The sequence below is a fragment of the Moraxella equi genome (assembly GCF_002027555.1).
Taxonomy (GTDB): Bacteria; Pseudomonadota; Gammaproteobacteria; order Pseudomonadales; family Moraxellaceae; genus Moraxella; species Moraxella equi.
This window is the reverse complement of sequence record NZ_MXAP01000039.1, coordinates 1-16,932: the sequence shown is the minus strand read 5'-3', so window position 1 is coordinate 16,932 and position 16,932 is coordinate 1. Positions and strand designations below refer to the sequence as shown.

Below are 16,932 nucleotides of genomic sequence, written 5' to 3'. Positions count from 1 at the left end.
CAACCAACCAACCAACCAACAGCCTAAAGACTGCCCATAATACCGACTTTTTTGGTGAAAAATTAACCAAACTTCGCCAAATTCTCCCCGAAATATTTTTCGAAAACACCCTAGACCTAGAAAAACTCAAAACCCTACTGGGCGACCACCTTGCCCAAAACGAACGCTACGGCTTAAATTGGGTAGGCAAATCAACCGCCTATCAAGCCCTACAACGCCCCACAAACAATACATTAACCCCTTGTCCTGCCGAGAGCGTGGATTTTGATACCACGCAAAATATTTTTATTGAAAGTGATAATTTAGAAGCTCTAAAAATATTACAAAAATCCTATGCGGGCAAAATCAAAATGATATACATTGACCCGCCTTACAATACGGGCAATGACTTTATTTATCACGATGATTTTAGCCAAAGCAAAAAAGAGTATGAAATTGCCACAGGCGATAGAAATATCAATGGCGAATTATTAAAATCCTTTAAAAAGAACAGCAAAGACAATGGGCATTATCATTCTAATTGGCTCAATATGATGTTGCCCCGTTTGCATTTGGCTCATACTTTACTTTCTGATGATGGCGTGATATTTATCAGTATTGATGATAATGAACAAGCTCAATTAAAGTTGTTGTGTGATGAAATATTTGGGGGAGAGAATTTTATTTCTAATATTATTTGGGAGAAAAAATTTAGCCCGCAAAATGATGCTAAATATTTTTCCGAAAATCACGACCATATTTTATGTTATGCAAAAAATGCAGAATTTTTAAATATTGCATTATTGCCAAGAACGGAAGAAATGAATGCACGCTACAAAAATTATGATAATGACCTGCGTGGAGTTTGGACTTCTGATAATTTATTAAGAAAAGATGTTCAGCCAAGCGGTATTTATACAATTACCACACCAAATGGTACTAAACATAATCCGCCAAGCGGTAGAAGTTGGCGAGTTTCAGAAAGTAAATTCTTAGAAATGGTTGCTGATAATCGTATATGGTTTGGGGAAAATGGCGGAAATGTTCCAAGAATTAAACGATTTTTGAGTGAAGTTCAAGACGGGTTAAAAGCAACTTCTATCTGGAAATATAATGATGTTGGACATAACCAAGAAGCGAGCCAAGAATTAAGAAAATTATTTAATGGAGAAAGTTATTTTGATACACCAAAACCTGTAAAATTAATTAAAAATATTCTATTTTTAACAACCAAAAAAGACGATCTAATCCTAGACTTTTTTGCAGGTTCGGCAACCACCGCCCACGCTGTAATGCAATTAAACGCAGAAGATAACGGCAATCGTCAATTTATAATGGCGCAATTACCAGAATTAACCGATGAAAAAAGCGAAGCCTATAAAGCTGGATTTAAAACCATTAGCGATATTTCCAAAGAACGCATTCGCCGTGCAGGGGCAAAAATCAAAGCCGAAAATCCTGATAAAATGCTAGATACAGGATTTAAGGTATTTAAATTAAGTGATAGTAATTTTAAGGTGTGGCAAATTGACGATGACGATATTGCCAAGCAATTAGAAATGTATATTAACCCCTTAAAAGACAATGCCAATGAGATAGATATTGTCTATGAATTGCTATTAAAGATGGGATTAAAATTAACGGCGGATGTTAAATTTGATAGCGGCGTTTATTGGCTAAGTTGTGAAAATAAATCGTACGCCATTGTACTAAATTCATTGTCCCAAGATGAATTTAACGCCATTATTGACAAAAAACCTGCCAAAACCGTTGTATTGGACAAAGCATTTTTAAATGACAGCGAAAAATCCAATGTAATTTTACAATTTAAAGATGCTGGACTAAATTTTGAAAGTATTTAATAAGTGGATAATGGAGTAATAAAAATGCAAATCAAATATGAACATTTACCCTATCAAAAACAAGCGATTGATAGTATTGTGGATTTATTTCAAGGCGAAATCACACATCATCAAGATGATTTTAGCTTGTCGGATAAAGACAGTATGCGTGTGATTGCCAATGAATTATCATTATCCAAAGATGGTATTTTTGATAATTTAAAAAATATCCAAACGCAAAATCAGCTTTCTTTGTCTGATAAATTTTCTGATAAATTGGATAATTTGTATTTTAGCGTAGAAATGGAAACAGGTACGGGCAAAACTTTTGTTTATTTAAATACTATTTTTGAGCTTTATCAACGCTATGGTTGGCGAAAATTTATCATTGTTGTGCCAAGTGTCGCCATTCGTGAAGGTGTATTGCAAACTTTAAATAGCACAAAAGCCCATTTTAAAGATGAATTTAATTCGCCAATTTATCATTATGGCGAATATAGCGGTCAAAAAACCAATGTATTAAAGCATTTTGCGACAAGTACAAATATTGAAATTTTGGTGATGAATATTCAATCTTTTGAAAAAGAAAGTAATATCATCAATCAACAGCGAGAAAATGGCGTGTTAATGGAGTTGATTCAAGCAACAAACCCAATCATTATTATTGATGAACCACAAAACATCAGCAGTGATAAACGCAAAAATGCCATTGATAATTTAAATCCATTATTTACGATTGGATATTCGGCAACGCATAAAGAAATTATCAATAAAGTATATAGCCTAAATCCTGTACAAGCATTTGAAAAGAATTTGGTAAAACAAATTGTTGTCAATTCTGTGGTGTCGCAGGATAAAAATAATGCTTTTATTGAATTAAAAGAAGTCGTTAATAAAGGTGGATTAAAAGCCAAAATACTTATTGATGTTAATGGAGAAAAACAATTAAAAAGACAAGTTGTTACTGTAACAACCAATGACAAAAATAATGATTTATATAAACTATCAAAACAAAATCCCAATTATCAAGGGTTTATGGTTACAGGCATTGATTTAGAAAACAAAATAGTTAGATTTTCTAATGGTATAGAAATTGCCCGTGGCGTAAATTTGGATTATCTTAAAGATGATATTATGAAACAGCAAATTCACGCCACAATTAAAGCACATCTGCAGCGTGAAAAGCAGTTAAATCCATTAGGCATTAAAGTATTGTCGCTATTTTTTATTGATAAAGTGGAAAATTATCGCACCAATGACCAAGGTGAATTGGGGAAATTTTATGAGTGGTTTGAAGAATTGTATGAATCAGAAACCAAACAATCAGCAAGTGGCGTACATAATGGCTATTTTAGCCAAGACAAAAAAGGCAATGCCAAAAATAGTAACGGCACAACCAAAGATGATAATGATGCTTATGAATTGATTATGAAAGATAAAGAGCGGTTATTGTCGCTTGATGAGCCTGTGCGATTTATTTTTAGTCATTCGGCATTAAAAGAAGGTTGGGATAATCCCAATGTTTTTCAGATTTGTACTTTAAATGAAACCACATCTACCATTAAAAAACGCCAAGAAATTGGGCGTGGACTTCGTTTACCTGTCAATCAAAAAGGCGAACGAATTTATGATGAACAGGTTAATATTTTGACCGTGATTCCTAATGAAAGTTATGAGCAATTTGCCAGCAGTTTACAGCATGAATATATTGATGATTGTGGTGTTAAATTTGAAAAATCTAATATCAAAGACGCTAAAAATGAACGCACGGTAACTTATCGTTTTGATGCGTTTACCGACCCACTATTTTTACAAATTTGGGAGCGTGTTCGCCAAAAAACCAAATATCGTGTTACATTTGATAGTGATGAATTGATTAAATTGGCAAGCCAAGCATTAAACAAAATGCCAGTCATTGCCAAACCAAAAATTGAAATTAAAAAAGCACGACTCATTCAAAATAGCGAAATGGGTGTACAGGCAGAAGAGGTTTATTCTGATTACCAGTATTTGGACAAAAAAATTGCCATACCTGATATTTTAAAGGCATTACAAAATAAAACGGGATTAACTCGTCAAACCCTGGTAGAGATTTTAAAGCAATCTGGCAGAATTGATGAGATTAAAAATAACCCACAACGCTTTATTGAAATTGTGGCAGAAATCATCAATAATGAACTGTACGATTTGATGAAAAACGGCATTTATTATCAAAAATTAGATGAAATCTATGAACAAAATCTGTTTGAGACTTATCAAATTTATACCAATCAATACACTTTTGATGTGAATAAAATGGATAAAACCATTTATAATGGCGTGCTGGATTTGGATTCAACCACTGAGCATCAGTTTGCAACCGATTGTGAGAATTATGATGAGCAAGTGGCGTTTTATTTTAAATTACCCAAAAAGTTTAAAATCCCAACACCAATCGGTAATTATAATCCTGATTGGGCGGTTGTCATCAATAAAAATGGCGAGCAGGTTTATTTTATTGCTGAGACCAAAAATACAGGCAAAAAATCGGTACAAGATGGTGTTGCTGTCAATAAATTAGACTGGGAGCAACAATTTAGAATTGCGTGTGCCAAACGATTTTTTGAAATAAATGATGAAGTAGGCTATCAAGTGGTGCAAAAAGTTAATGAATTGACCGAAAATAATAAGGTGTATTAAATGATGCAAATATGCTAAAATAAAGCATTTTTTTACTTTTAGGATGTAGCCATGCCAACTTTTGAACAACACCGCCAAGCCCTACTTTGCAATGATGGCCAGTCAATCGCTGATTATGAACGTGCGATGACGGACGCTGTCAAAGCGGTAACGGCATGGCTTAAAAACGATAAAATGTACACAGGCGGTAGCATTAAAGAGCTACGCTCACAAATCGCCTTTAACCCTGCCAAAGACGGCTTGGGCGTGGATAAGGCGTTGGAGCGGTTGGTGGAGCTGTTTTTAAACAAAAGTTTGAAAGTTCATCACCCCCATTCGCTCGCTCATTTGCATTGTCCTACCATGGTAACATCGCAGATTGCCGAAGTGCTGATTAACGCCACCAACCAATCAATGGACTCATGGGACCAGTCGCCAGCAGGCTCTTTGATGGAAGTTCAGCTCATTGACTGGTTGCGCCAAAAGGTTGGCTATGGGGCAGGGCAGGCAGGTGTGTTCACGTCAGGTGGTACGCAGTCAAATCTCATGGGCGTGCTTTTGGCTCGTGATTGGGCAATCGCCAAAAACTATCAAAACGCTGATGGTAAAGAGTGGAGCGTACAAAGAGACGGCATTCCAGCGGACGCCATGCAAAAAGTCAAAGTTATCTGCTCAGAAAACGCCCATTTCTCCGTACAAAAAAACATGGCGATGATGGGCATGGGCTTTCAATCGGTGGTTACCGTGCCTGTCAATGACAACGCCCAAATGGATACCAATGCCCTAGCCGACATCATGGCGGACTTGCACGCCAAAGGCAACATCGTGGCGTGTGTGGTGGCAACGGCAGGGACAACGGACGCAGGAGCGATTGACGACATCAAGACAATCCGTACCTTGTGCGACAAATTCGGAGCGTGGCTACACGTGGATGCGGCGTGGGGTGGGGCGTTACTCTTGTCCAATGATTACCGCTCTATGTTAGACGGCATTGAGCTGACTGATTCGGTTACGCTGGATTTTCATAAGCATTATTTCCAAAGCATTTCTTGCGGTGCGTTCTTGTTAAAAGATGAGCAAAATTATCGCTTTATGCACTATGAAGCCGAGTATCTCAACTCCGCTTATGACGAAGAGCATGGCGTGCCAAACTTGGTGTCAAAGTCTTTGCAGACCACTCGCCGATTTGATGCGTTAAAATTGTGGTTTACGGTGGAAGCATTGGGCGAGGAGCTATATGGCTCAATGATTGACCATGGGGTCAAACTTACTCGTCAAGTGGCGGATTATATCCGTGCAACGGACGGCTTGGAGCTTTTGGTTGAGCCACAATTTGCGTCCGTGCTGTTCCGTGTTGTGCCAGATGGCTATCCTGATGAGCTTATTGATAGCCTAAATCAAAACGTGGCGGACGAGCTGTTTGCCCGAGGGGAAGCGAACATTGGCGTTACTCGTGTGATTGATGGCCGTCAAAATGTACAATCGTTAAAGATGACGACATTAAGCCCAATCGCCACACTTGAAAATGTGCAAGCCTTATTATCACAGGTATTGGCGGAAGCCGAGCGTATCAAAGATGATATTAAAAATGGCACTTATACACCGCCGATTGATTGATTTTTGATTGAATTAAACGACAAAAAACCGATTAAGTGAATTAATCGGTTTTTTGTTTGGAAAATTAAAACAGGGTTTGTTTGTTTCTACTTAACTGAAAACCGTGTCCTGATTTATTCACACATCTCATGCCTGTGGTTTGGCTAGTACAAGTCCAACCGTTGCCGTTGATTGACGAACCATAAGGGATAATCTTTGTAACATCTTCTGCTTCGTTCTCAGGCTCAAATTCATGATTGGTGCATTGAAGTTTGCCTTTGCCAGTTTGGTTTAAGGTAAATTCCAATCCAACGCCTTCACTGCATTTTGCAGGTTTTTTGGCAACGTTTTGAATGTAGCAAGTAAGGGCGTTGCCAGAACTGGCAATATTATCACCGCCACAGACAATATTACCACTAGGCGTGGCAAAAACCTTATCATGGGTGTTTGCGTAGTTAAATGATGACCAGCCAGCAAAAGCGGTTATTGCTGAAAATAGACCGCCACTGAGCAAAGCAATCTGCATAAGTTTTTTCATAAAAACTCCTATTAATGGGAAAGAACGTGACTAATACTACGATATTCGTAGTAAAAAATCAAGTAAAATATACGAAATTCATAACTTTTTAATCTAGGGTAAAAGTTATGAGTTTGCAACAGATATTTACACGGCGTTTTAAGGTGGCTCGTAAGGCTAAAAATCTTACCCAAGAGCAGTTAGGTATCGCCATTGGCTTAGATGAATTTGTGGCAAGTAGTCGCATCAATCGTTATGAAAAAGGTGTGCATTTGCCTGATTTGACCACATTAAACAACATTGCCACTGTCTTAGAAGTACCGCCTGCTTATTTTTTTGCTGATGATGAGTTAGCACAGATGATTTTGGCATACAAAAAAAGCTGATAATTAAGTCTAAATTATCAGCTTTTGGCTTGGTTTATTTTACATCTTCATCTAATACCGTCTCTTCGGTAGATTTCCAGTTATAAGCACCGTAGAGAATCATTTGCATTTGGCGAGTGCAATGCAACAGCATGGCTTCTTTGGCTTGTTCTAAATCGCTATCAACAGGCTTGGCCTCTTCATCGTCTTCAAGCTCGGGGGTGTAGGTCAAATCTAGCCAGTCGATAATCCATGAAAAACTTAGGTTTACCCCAATCTCGGCAAGCAAATAACGATCACTTTGGCTGACGTGTTCAAAGGCAGGTTGTAGGGCTAGGTCTTCGCTCATGACCTTGGCAAAGGTTTTGATTTGTTCGCTGATGGCACGGCGAACCGCTTCTGAACCACCAAAACGCTCGGCGGCGATGAATTGCCAGTAGCGTGGCTGAGCGTCCACCGCTTTAAAAAACAGTTGCACGCTTTTGGCGATTTGGCGTTCAAAGGTGCGTTTTTTGCCAAACTGCATATGTTCACGCAAGGTTGATAGAGCATCACCCAGCTCGTCTTCTACCAATGATTTGCCCAGCTCTTCCATGTCATCAAAATGACGATAAAAAGCGGTCGGCACCACGCCTACTTCACGGGTTACCTGACGTAGGCTGATAGAGCTAAACCCTTGCCCCATCATACATAGGTCAAGCACGGCATTATAGAAGGCTTGACGGGTTTGGCGTTTTTTCTCTTCACGGGTTAGGGCTTTGGCTTCTTTGGTTTTGTCGATCGTGGTCATAAGACACCTTTTGGGTATTGATTGATAAATGATGGTAAAAGACAAATAAAAACAACCAAAATCCCAAAGTTTGTAGATTTTGGTGAATTATTGTTTATTATGTAGAAAAATCTCAAAAATTGCAAGGCTTTTGGTGTGAATGGATATTTAAATGAATATCAATCAAATCTACCAAACAATTTTTGATGTTGGCGTACATTATAACACATTTTTTTGATTAAAAAAGTGCATAAGTACACTAACGGCAACATCATGGTGACTGTCGGCACGAAGCCTAGTGGTGGTGCGAGTAAGTTTGGCGATTTGTTCGCTAGGATTTGCCAGTGCGTCCAAAGCATGACGGGCGATGTTGTTGGCGTTTGCGTCATCTTGGATAAGCTCTGGTACGACCGCCTGCCCTGTTTGATTATAGGCTAGGATGTTGGGCAAGGAGACATAAGGGATTTTGACCAGTCGCTTGGCGATGGTGTAGGTTAGGACATTGACTTTATATACCACGACCATCGGGCGGTGCAGTAGCAGAGCTTCTAGGGTTGCCGTGCCTGATGCTAAGATGGTCAGCTCACAGGCGTTCATCACATTTTGAGACAGTGAGAGCGTGGTCGGCAGTCGCCCTGCTTGGTCATCTTTGGCGTGATGAATGTTATCGGCGACATTTTTGGCAGTTTGGGTAAAGATGATGTGGCATTTGTCCAATAAATGTCCTGCTTGCTCTTTGATGAGCGATTTGACCAGATGGGCGTGTTCATGACCCACCACAGGCAGGATAAAGGCGTGGTCGCCTGCCTTGTCTAGCTTATCCATTGCCCCAATCAGCAAGGGCAAAATGGCGTTAATCTCACTGGTGCGAGAACCTGCCATCACACAAATGGGGCGAGCAGGGCTATGTTGCAGGCGAGCAAGCTCAGGAAATAGCGGACTATAATCGCTCAAAAACTCATCATAAATCTCACGCCCTGACCGCTCATCAGTCTGTATCTTGTCAAGTAAGGGATGTCCCACGCACACCGCAGGGTGTCCATGTTTGTCATAGACTGCCGTTTCAAAAGGGAATAAACACAGCACCAAATCGGTGGCGGATTTGATGCCAAAAATTCGCCCTTCACGCCATGCCCACACGCTTGGGCTGACGTATTGCACACAAAAAATGGGCTTGATGACCGATTTTTGTTTGAGACTTTTGGCAAGGCGTAAATTAAAATCAGGGGCGTCAATGCCCACAAAAATATCAATGCCAATGGACAAAAACTCATCTAAAATCTCTTTTTTGGCAAGCAATAAATCTGGCAAATGCTTGACGACCTCACCGATGCCCATGACCGATAGGCGAGTCATGTCGATGAGTGAGTCAAGTCCCGCCTTGGTCATCAGCTCACCGCCCACACCAACCCAGCGAATGCTTGGATAAATGGCGTTCATCTTTGCCATAAAATCCGCCCCCAATGCATCGCCCGACACTTCCCCTGCGACAATGCCAATGGTTAGGGGTTTGTCGGTGGGCAAGGTGGATAAATCAAAGGGGGGTATGGTATGGGTCATGATGTCTCGTGGGTTTGTGATTGATTTTAAAAAATTAGCGTTCTAGATACTGGATTTTGCCTGCTACGCCGTCCCATTTTTCATGGTCGGGCAGGGCGTCTTTTTTCTCGGTGATGTTCGCCCATTCGGCAGAGAGCTCTTCATTGATTTTGATAAATTCTTCTTGACCTGCTGGCACTTCATCTTCGGAGAAAATGGCGTTGGCAGGGCATTCAGGTTCGCACAAAGCACAGTCAATGCACTCATCAGGATTGATGACCAAAAAGTTTGGACCTTCATAAAAACAGTCCACAGGGCAAACCTCAACGCAGTCGGTGTATTTGCAAAGAATGCAGTTATCGGTTACTACAAATGTCATGGCGGTACCTTATTATTGGGATTGTAGATGTTGGATTGGCTTGACAAAATGACAAAATTTGTCTTGATTTTGAGTAAGGCATGAAAAATCACGCCCAAAAAACAGGGTATATTTTATCCTTTTTAACAAATTTTCTCAAACCAAAGCTGATGATTTATTATGCCAAAATAGAAAATCTTTGTTAAAAAACAGCAAAAAGTTGTAAACAGTAAAAGTGATTATTATTACAATGGGTAAAATAGGCAGGGTTGATAAATAATGAGAATGATTGATGATTGTCAAGTTTTATTAGGGCGTGCCCGCCTTTTGTATTTGCAATGAAAAACAAGATTTAGCCATTTTTCATGCAAAAGCGATTAGTTTTTTCTAAAATATCTCTATATTGTAAATAGTGTTATAAAGGGCAGGCACGCCCTATAAATCTTCATCACAAAAAAGCAAGGCGAAAACCTTGCTTTTATTTTTAGTTTTTAAATTAAACCGCTTTGCCTTGCTGGGCGGATTTTGCCACACGGTAGCATTCTTCGATGTGGTCAAAGGTGATTTTTTTAAAAATCATATAACCAATCGTCCCTGCGACAATCTGACCGCCTAGGGGTACATATTTGGCGACTTGTTTGCCGATGATACGCCCGCCAAAGCCTTGCACGGTTTTATTGACGATACCACGTGTGGCGACCAGTCCGCCCACGGCAAGCACTTTGTCTTTGATGTTTTTCTCACGAGCTTCGGCAGTGTCTTTGTCTTCTAGACCAAAACGCTCAGTGATTTGGGGGAGTAGCTTAGTGAGCATACCAACATCCACCGCCACGTCCAAAAATGGCACAGGGACGATGGCGACGCCTGCTGAGATTTTGGCACGAGATTTGGCAAGCTCTTGACATTCACGGCGGATTTGTTCTAGGTTAAGTCCGTTTACGTTTTTGGCGATTAAGCTGCTTTTACCAAGGTCGCTAAGGTTCATGAATTACTCCAAATTGATTTGTAAAATGTAAAGTATGGATAAATCATACCACAGTATGCAGATGGCATTGTAATAAAGTTGCTAATAAAATGTATCATCTTGTAAATTTTGGGCAATGATTTGGGGTAAGTTAGGGCAAGTTTTTGGTAAAACTGTGCTAAAATAACCACAAAGATAAATGCAAAAGAAAAAGAGAGTAAGTAATGAGTACACAAAATCACCAAGACGATGACAGTCCTTTTGATAGCCACCCATCGCCAAACCCGCCCAAACCCGCCCAAGTGACAAGCACGCAAAAGTTTGCCAATGCCAATTTGTCGCACCTGACCAACACGAGTGTGCAGGACTTTGAGCGTGCCTTTGATAAAGTCGGGCGGTTTACCCCTAAGCACCTGACACTTGCTCCACGTCATCAAGGCGATGTGTCTGATGAGCTGACGGCGATGTTTGGTGAGACACTCGGGCGACTGCTGGTGTCACGGCAGATAGGCAGTATTGATGAGATGGACATGTCTGTGGCAAAGCTTCTGCCTGCGAGTGATTTATTGGGGCTGGATGTGGGAGCGGACATCATTAGCCGTGCCATTGATGAGAACAAACGCATACTTATCGTGGGCGATTTTGACTGTGATGGAGCGACATCGACCACGCTCATGGTGCGATGTTTGCGTGAGATGGGGGCAGATGTGCAGTTTTTGGTGCCTGACCGCTTTAAATTTGGTTATGGGCTGACCCCCCAAATCGTGGAGTATGGGGCAGAAGAATTTGACCCCAAACTCATCATCACGGTGGATAATGGGATATCGAGCCATGATGGCGTTGCCAAAGCGGACGAGCTGGACATTGATGTCGTCATCACCGACCATCATTTGACGACCAGTAGCTCGCCCAAGGCAAGTGCGGTCATCAACCCCAACCAAGTCGGCTGTGAGTTTGGTAGTAAGTGGCTCGTGGGCGTGGGCGTGGCGTTCTATGTCATGGGACGTGTCGCCAAAATCCGTCGTGAGATGGGCAAATCGACCACGCAAGTCGCCAAATATCTTGACCTTGTGGCATTAGGGACGATTGCGGATGTCGGTCATCTTGACCAAAATAACCGCATTTTGGTAACCCATGGGCTTAACGCCATTCGAGAGGGGCGGTGCTGTGTGGGGATTTTGGCACTCTTGGAGCAGGCGGGGCGGGACGTGCGTAAGATTACGGCAGATGATTTTGGTTTTGCCATTGCCCCACGCATTAACGCCGCAGGGCGTATGGATGATATGCGAACAGGGGTGGAGTGCCTGCTGACCGACGATTTTGGCGAAGCACACCGTTTGGCGATAGAGCTGAACCGTCTTAATCACTCACGCCGTGCCATAGAAATACAAATGCGTGATGAAGCCAGCAGTATCATCGATGAGCTACATTTATCTGGTGAATCCGATGATAAGCCCAAATGTGTCGCCAAAGCCATTTGTCTGTATCAAGACAACTGGCACCAAGGCGTGATTGGTATCGTGGCAGGGCGTATCAAAGAACAGTTGTACCGTCCAACCATTGTCTTTGCCCCCGCCGATGCTGACAAAGTGGGCGATGATGACCTAATCAAAGGCTCGGGGCGGTCTATCGCAGGTGTGCATATCCGTGATGCCATTGAGACGGTGGCGATGGCAAATCCTGAGCTGATTTTGCACTTTGGCGGTCATGCGATGGCGGCAGGCTTAACCATTCATAAGCGGGATTTTGAGCGGTTTAAGACAGAATTTTTAAAAGTGGTGGATGGCTTTGATGATGAGCTGTTTAGTGAATTAAAGTACACCGATGGCGTGCTGACCCCGCCTGATTTTAGCTTAGCCTTTGTCCATGCCCTAAAAAATGTCAGCGTGTGGGGTAATGGCTTTTTGCCCCCTGCCTTTGATGGGGTCTTTGAAGTGGTTAATTTTCGCATTTTAAAGGATAAACATTTAAAGCTGACGTTGCGAGCCGATGGCGTGCAGTATCCGATAGATGCCATTTGGTTTAATTATGACGTGGACGAATGGGATTATCGGGCAAGTGCGGTGCATATTTTGTTTACCCTAGACATTAACGAGTGGCAGGGTAATCAGAGTTTGCAGCTGATTATCAAGGATTTGGCAGTGTGTGCGATTGATTAGATAGCATAAAAGCCGATATTGATTATCGGCTTTTGCTTTATTTGCCCTTAGCGTCCGCCCAGATGATTTTGTGCAGTTGTAATTGAAAACGCACGGGCAAACCGTCCGCCAAAATCCACTCGGCAAGCTCTACCGCCAGATTTGGCACGTCTGATTTACGCTCGTCTATATTAAACATAGGCGAAAACCACACCACACCACATTTTTTGTCAAGCTCGTATTTTTGCAAAACGTCTTTTGCCCAATCATAATCGGCATGGTCAGCGATGACGATTTTGATTTGGTCATGGGGGGTTAGATAGTCCAAATTTTCCCACAGATTTTTATCCACTTCGCCCGATGATGGACTTTTTAAATCCATAACCTTTGACACCGCTATTGGCACGTCCTTGACCGACAATGCCCCTGCGGTTTCTAGCGAGATTTCATAGCCATTTTTTAATAACAATTTCATCAAGGCAATGGCATTAGGCTGGGCAAGTGGCTCACCTCCTGTTAGGCAAATGCGTTTGCAAGGGTATTGTTTGATATGCTCCAAAATCGCATCAAGTCCCCAACGCTGACCGCCTGTAAACGAATAAGTCGTATCGCAATAGACACAGCGAAGCGGACAACCTGTCAGACGAATAAAAATGGTCGGCAAACCCATTGCCAAAGCCTCGCCCTGCAAGGAATAAAAAATTTCGGTAAGTTTTAGCCCTGCGGACGGGTCGGTGGTGGGGATTTGGGTGTTTCTGAGTTGGGTTTTGATTATTGTGGGCATAATTGGCTAAATTTTGGCTGGTAAGGTGCGTACCACGCACCATTGGGGAATGGTATAAAATTAGGCGTGTATTTTAACAAAATTTCTTAAATTGTGAAAATAAAAAAACAAGCCCAAACCAAACTCTGAATTTGGACTTATTTCTATTTACAAATAACAACCTTTTCATTTTAAAGACATATTTTTCATCTCCTAAAAATATGTATGAACTTATTTCAATAACCTGTCCACTTCCTTAAACCAATGCTCGTTGTGAATAATTCTTTGTTTTGCTAAATCTTCACGCAAAATTTCAGTCTTGGACTTCTTAGATAACTCCTCCCAGTTATCCACATCAAAAATATAAGTTGCATTATTTTTTCTATCACATTCCAAAAACGCAATACCCTTATTTCTAAAGATAAAAACAATGTAACCCATATATCCTGCTAGACCACAATAAATTTCATCATGGTTTTCATAAGAATATATTGTTTCTAATCTCTTTTCAATAGTTTTCTTAACAACGTCCTTTTTTGACTGGACAAAGAGCGTTTTACCCTACTTAACAACTCTTCTTTGGTATAACGACCTGCTCGCAGAATTTCCCACCGCAATGGTTTTGCTTTCTCCACCAAAAAACCGTTATTTACATCCAATATGGTCAATTCAGAACCAAACAGCTCAAGCATTAAATTTAATTTATGCAAATTAAATTCTTCGTCATCATCAATATCTAACTCTAAAACAAAATAGCCTTGAGTATAACTAACCAACACATTGGGAGCATCTTTGTAATCTCTAGGATATTTCTTGTACGTTATATAGTAATAATCCTCCACTTCCACCCTATTATCTCTTCCATGAAACGCCCATCTTGTATAATACCGCATAGCCACTTCATTTACTTTTTCCAAATCCCTCCTAACAATCTCCTTGCCATCAGCATTAAACTTTGAAAATCTACCTAATTTGCTTGGCAAAAAAGAAAAATCTTCATCTTTAGAAAAATTTATATTTCCAATAATAGAATATATCTTTTCATTGTCAATAACTGACCCTTTCTTACCTATAAGGATTTTTTTACCAAAATCCCCAAATAAATTGTTAGGAAATTTGAGATAGTACTTGCTTTTAAATATCATAATAAAATACTTCAATATGTTTAAGCTTAAGTAATCGAAATCTATTAAACAACTTGCTAAATTCTCAATAAATTACACAAAACCTCCTGATAACACCCCAAATAAAAAGGTAATTGCGATAGATTATCAGTCTATCACAATTACCCATATTTAACAAGGGATTAAAGTTTAATCAGTCCGCTCTTAACAAGTCATTGATAGAGGTTTTAGCACGAGTTTGGGCATCTACTTTTTTGACGATAATGGCGGCGTATAGGCTGTATTTTCCGCAAGGGCTTGGCAAGTTACCCGGTACGACAACCGAACCTGCTGGCACACGTCCGTAGTGAATCTCGCCTGTTTCACGGTCGTAGATTTTGGTGGATTGACCGATGTACACACCCATTGAAATGACCGAGCCTTCTTCTACGATAACGCCTTCCACGATTTCACTTCTGGCACCGATAAAGCAGTTGTCTTCAATGATGGTTGGATTGGCTTGGAGTGGTTCAAGCACGCCACCGATGCCCACGCCACCTGACAAATGCACATTTTTGCCGATTTGGGCGCAGCTACCCACAGTTGCCCAAGTGTCCACCATCGTGCCTTCGTCCACAAACGCCCCGATATTGACATAGCTTGGCATCAAAATCACATTTTTGCCGATAAACGAACCTTTGCGAGCGACCGCAGGGGGCACAATGCGTACGCCAGCGTTTTTGAAATCTTCTTCCGACCAATCGGTAAATTTGGTGTCCACTTTGTCATAAAAGCGTAAATCGCACGACTCAATCGGCTTGTTATCATTGATTTTAAAGGATAAAAGTACCGCTTTTTTGACCCATTGATTGACCACCCACTCACCATCAATCTTTTCGGCAACTCTTAGCTCGCCCTTGTCTAGCTTGGCAAGCACTTCATTAACCGCAGAGCGAATCTCGGCAGGGCAGTCAGACGCACCAAAATTGGCACGGTTTTCAAAGGCTTGTTCGATGATTTGTTCAATGTTCATAAAATTTTCCTATCATAAAATTGAAATTAAAGGGGTCTGGCTATTTTAACACAGATTTAACACAAAATTTCCAATGGTTTTAATCAATTTTGCCAATATGATGATTTAACCAGCCCAAAATGTCTTGATGGACTTTGTCTTTGTCCATTTCGTGCAAAATTTCGTGTCGCATATTGGGATAAAGTTGGGCGGTAACGCTCTTGCCGTGTTTGATGAGTTCGTCTTGCAAATCGGCGATGTCTTGCCCCATGCGTCCGACTGGGTCGTCCTTGCCACTGACAAGTAAAATGCCAAAATCTTTGGGCGTGTGGGCGTACCATGCAGGATTGATCGCTTTTTTGATAAGACCTTGCAAGGCGACAAAGCCATTATTACTAAACGCAAAACCGCACAAAGGGTCGGCTTCAAAGGCTTTGATACTGTCGATGTTTTCGGTGAGCCATGCAAAAGGCGATGCTGAGATGGGCGAGCGGATTTGGGAGAGTAGGTAATGATTTAGGAGCGTGGCAAAGCGGGTGTTGGGGCGTTTTGGGTTGATATAATTCATCGCTCCAAGGGCGGTCAGGGCAAAGTGGTTGATGATCCCAAAACTGTTGCCTGTCCCCATAATAATCGCCCCGTCAAAGCTCGTGGCGTGGTGGGTCAGCACCGTCCGCACGACAAACGACCCCATAGAATGCCCCATGATATAGTGGGGGGTGGGTCGGTCGGTCAGCGTGCGTGCCTTGTCTTTTAATTTGTCCGCCATGATAACCACGTCTTTGCACAGGGCTTGGATGGGGTGTTTTTCGTCAATAAAACCAAGCTCGTATTTGTCCTTGACCGTCTGTCCGTGTCCAAGCTGGTCATAAGTCGCCACCAAAATGCCGTGATTGGTAAGACACTGGGCAAAATCAGCATATCGTCCACTGTGTTCGCTCATGCTATGCACGATAAGGAGTGTGGCACGAATCTCACCTTTGGGGATAAAAAAAGCGTGGTGCAGGCGGTGAATGCCGTTTGATGAGAGAATGGTTTTGGAAGTCATAATGGCATACAAGTGTTATTTTTTGCTATTATACAAAATTTTGGGGTATTATGCCAAATTATTCTTATTAAAGTTAATCGGTATTTTCATCGTCTGTTTTGTCATCAGGATTAGTTGGCATTTCATTATCGGTATTTTTTGAATGATTGCCCATATTAAGTTTTCTATCGGTTTTTTGAATAAATTCTGTGATAGATTCGGCATTATTAGGTAGGGTTTTGATAATCAGTACACTTGTTCTTTTATCATACACCATACTTGTATACCCCTTTTAAGGTATAA

16 protein-coding genes are annotated in these 16,932 nt (G+C 41.2%); 5 read left to right on the top strand and 11 right to left on the bottom strand.

The genetic code is table 11. The annotated features are described in order from the left end of the window. The first annotated feature begins 257 nt into the window (after window positions 1-257). Genes B5J93_RS03900 through B5J93_RS03890 form a run of 3 tightly spaced genes read left to right on the top strand, consistent with a single transcriptional unit; the run spans window position 258 to window position 6,095 of the window. The gene (locus B5J93_RS03900) at window positions 258-1,841 is read left to right on the top strand and encodes a site-specific DNA-methyltransferase (protein ID WP_079324856.1); all 1,584 of its coding nucleotides are present in this window, start codon (window positions 258-260) and stop codon (window positions 1,839-1,841) included. Window positions 1,842-1,865: 24 nt separating this feature from the next. Then, the gene (locus B5J93_RS03895; protein ID WP_079324775.1) at window positions 1,866-4,499 is read left to right on the top strand and encodes a restriction endonuclease; all 2,634 of its coding nucleotides are present in this window, start codon (window positions 1,866-1,868) and stop codon (window positions 4,497-4,499) included. A 51-nt stretch (window positions 4,500-4,550) separates the two neighbouring features. After that, a complete protein-coding gene (locus B5J93_RS03890) occupies window positions 4,551-6,095 on the top strand; it encodes a pyridoxal phosphate-dependent decarboxylase family protein (RefSeq protein ID WP_079324773.1) in 1,545 nt (514 codons plus the stop codon). A gap of 64 nt (window positions 6,096-6,159) precedes the next feature. Here the strand turns inward: B5J93_RS03890 and B5J93_RS03885 are convergent, their stop codons facing one another. Beyond that, window positions 6,160-6,612 carry a DUF6636 domain-containing protein gene (locus B5J93_RS03885; protein WP_079324772.1) on the bottom strand — a complete coding sequence of 151 codons (453 nt, stop codon included), beginning with the start codon at window positions 6,610-6,612 and terminating at the stop codon, window positions 6,160-6,162. Between the two features lie 107 nt (window positions 6,613-6,719). On the opposite strand from B5J93_RS03885, the gene B5J93_RS03880 reads away from it, so the two are divergent. Next, window positions 6,720-6,977, top strand: a complete 258-nt coding sequence (locus tag B5J93_RS03880) for a helix-turn-helix domain-containing protein (RefSeq protein ID WP_079324770.1) — start codon at window positions 6,720-6,722, stop codon at window positions 6,975-6,977. A gap of 34 nt (window positions 6,978-7,011) precedes the next feature. Here the strand turns inward: B5J93_RS03880 and B5J93_RS03875 are convergent, their stop codons facing one another. The 4 genes from B5J93_RS03875 to B5J93_RS03860 form a co-directional block, all read right to left on the bottom strand. Beyond that, on the bottom strand, window positions 7,012-7,746 hold the full coding sequence (locus B5J93_RS03875; protein ID WP_079324768.1) for a TetR family transcriptional regulator: 735 nt from the start codon (window positions 7,744-7,746) through the stop codon (window positions 7,012-7,014). Window positions 7,747-7,944: 198 nt separating this feature from the next. Further along, the gene (locus B5J93_RS03870; RefSeq protein WP_420811397.1) at window positions 7,945-9,249 is read right to left on the bottom strand and encodes a lipid-A-disaccharide synthase; all 1,305 of its coding nucleotides are present in this window, start codon (window positions 9,247-9,249) and stop codon (window positions 7,945-7,947) included. Between the two features lie 70 nt (window positions 9,250-9,319). Then, window positions 9,320-9,643, bottom strand: a complete 324-nt coding sequence (fdxA, locus tag B5J93_RS03865; protein WP_079324764.1) for a ferredoxin FdxA — start codon at window positions 9,641-9,643, stop codon at window positions 9,320-9,322. Between the two features lie 475 nt (window positions 9,644-10,118). Further along, complete coding sequence (locus B5J93_RS03860) at window positions 10,119-10,607, bottom strand: hypothetical protein (RefSeq protein WP_079324762.1); 489 nt, start codon at window positions 10,605-10,607, stop codon at window positions 10,119-10,121. Window positions 10,608-11,050: 443 nt separating this feature from the next. On the opposite strand from B5J93_RS03860, the gene recJ reads away from it, so the two are divergent. After that, window positions 11,051-12,745, top strand: coding sequence for a single-stranded-DNA-specific exonuclease RecJ (gene recJ / locus B5J93_RS03855; protein WP_079324854.1), 1,695 nt, complete (start codon window positions 11,051-11,053; stop codon window positions 12,743-12,745). 37 nt (window positions 12,746-12,782) lie between these two features. Here recJ and queE read toward each other — a convergent pair whose 3' ends face one another. The 6 genes from queE to B5J93_RS03825 form a co-directional block, all read right to left on the bottom strand. After that, on the bottom strand, window positions 12,783-13,499 hold the full coding sequence (queE, locus tag B5J93_RS03850; protein ID WP_079324852.1) for a 7-carboxy-7-deazaguanine synthase QueE: 717 nt from the start codon (window positions 13,497-13,499) through the stop codon (window positions 12,783-12,785). Window positions 13,500-13,718: 219 nt separating this feature from the next. Beyond that, on the bottom strand, window positions 13,719-13,928 hold the full coding sequence (locus tag B5J93_RS03845) for a hypothetical protein (RefSeq protein WP_079324760.1): 210 nt from the start codon (window positions 13,926-13,928) through the stop codon (window positions 13,719-13,721). Window positions 13,929-13,984: 56 nt separating this feature from the next. Then, window positions 13,985-14,632, bottom strand: coding sequence for a hypothetical protein (locus B5J93_RS03840; protein WP_079324758.1), 648 nt, complete (start codon window positions 14,630-14,632; stop codon window positions 13,985-13,987). A 172-nt stretch (window positions 14,633-14,804) separates the two neighbouring features. Beyond that, window positions 14,805-15,623 (bottom strand): 2,3,4,5-tetrahydropyridine-2,6-dicarboxylate N-succinyltransferase, encoded by an 819-nt coding sequence (dapD, locus tag B5J93_RS03835; protein ID WP_079324756.1) that lies wholly within the window; start codon window positions 15,621-15,623, stop codon window positions 14,805-14,807. A gap of 79 nt (window positions 15,624-15,702) precedes the next feature. After that, entirely contained in the window at window positions 15,703-16,650 is a 948-nt protein-coding gene (locus B5J93_RS03830) for an alpha/beta fold hydrolase (protein WP_079324754.1), read from the bottom strand. Between the two features lie 73 nt (window positions 16,651-16,723). Then, complete coding sequence (locus tag B5J93_RS03825) at window positions 16,724-16,906, bottom strand: hypothetical protein (protein WP_079324752.1); 183 nt, start codon at window positions 16,904-16,906, stop codon at window positions 16,724-16,726. Window positions 16,907-16,932: the final 26 nt, after the last annotated feature.

Excerpts from the sequence above, each read along its gene's own strand:
- B5J93_RS03885 (WP_079324772.1), bottom strand. The coding sequence starts at position 6,612 with ATGAAAAAACTTATGCAGATTGCTTTGCTCAGTGGCGGTCTATTTTCA.
- fdxA (WP_079324764.1), bottom strand. The coding sequence starts at position 9,643 with ATGACATTTGTAGTAACCGATAACTGCATTCTTTGCAAATACACCGAC.
- B5J93_RS03875 (WP_079324768.1), bottom strand. The coding sequence starts at position 7,746 with ATGACCACGATCGACAAAACCAAAGAAGCCAAAGCCCTAACCCGTGAA.
- recJ (WP_079324854.1), top strand. The coding sequence starts at position 11,051 with ATGTTTGGTGAGACACTCGGGCGACTGCTGGTGTCACGGCAGATAGGC.
- B5J93_RS03860 (WP_079324762.1), bottom strand. The coding sequence starts at position 10,607 with ATGAACCTTAGCGACCTTGGTAAAAGCAGCTTAATCGCCAAAAACGTA.
- B5J93_RS03825 (WP_079324752.1), bottom strand. The coding sequence starts at position 16,906 with ATGGTGTATGATAAAAGAACAAGTGTACTGATTATCAAAACCCTACCT.
- B5J93_RS03880 (WP_079324770.1), top strand. The coding sequence starts at position 6,720 with ATGAGTTTGCAACAGATATTTACACGGCGTTTTAAGGTGGCTCGTAAG.
- dapD (WP_079324756.1), bottom strand. The coding sequence starts at position 15,623 with ATGAACATTGAACAAATCATCGAACAAGCCTTTGAAAACCGTGCCAAT.
- B5J93_RS03895 (WP_079324775.1), top strand. The coding sequence starts at position 1,866 with ATGCAAATCAAATATGAACATTTACCCTATCAAAAACAAGCGATTGAT.
- B5J93_RS03830 (WP_079324754.1), bottom strand. The coding sequence starts at position 16,650 with ATGACTTCCAAAACCATTCTCTCATCAAACGGCATTCACCGCCTGCAC.
- B5J93_RS03845 (WP_079324760.1), bottom strand. The coding sequence starts at position 13,928 with ATGGGTTACATTGTTTTTATCTTTAGAAATAAGGGTATTGCGTTTTTG.
- B5J93_RS03890 (WP_079324773.1), top strand. The coding sequence starts at position 4,551 with ATGCCAACTTTTGAACAACACCGCCAAGCCCTACTTTGCAATGATGGC.
- B5J93_RS03840 (WP_079324758.1), bottom strand. The coding sequence starts at position 14,632 with ATGATATTTAAAAGCAAGTACTATCTCAAATTTCCTAACAATTTATTT.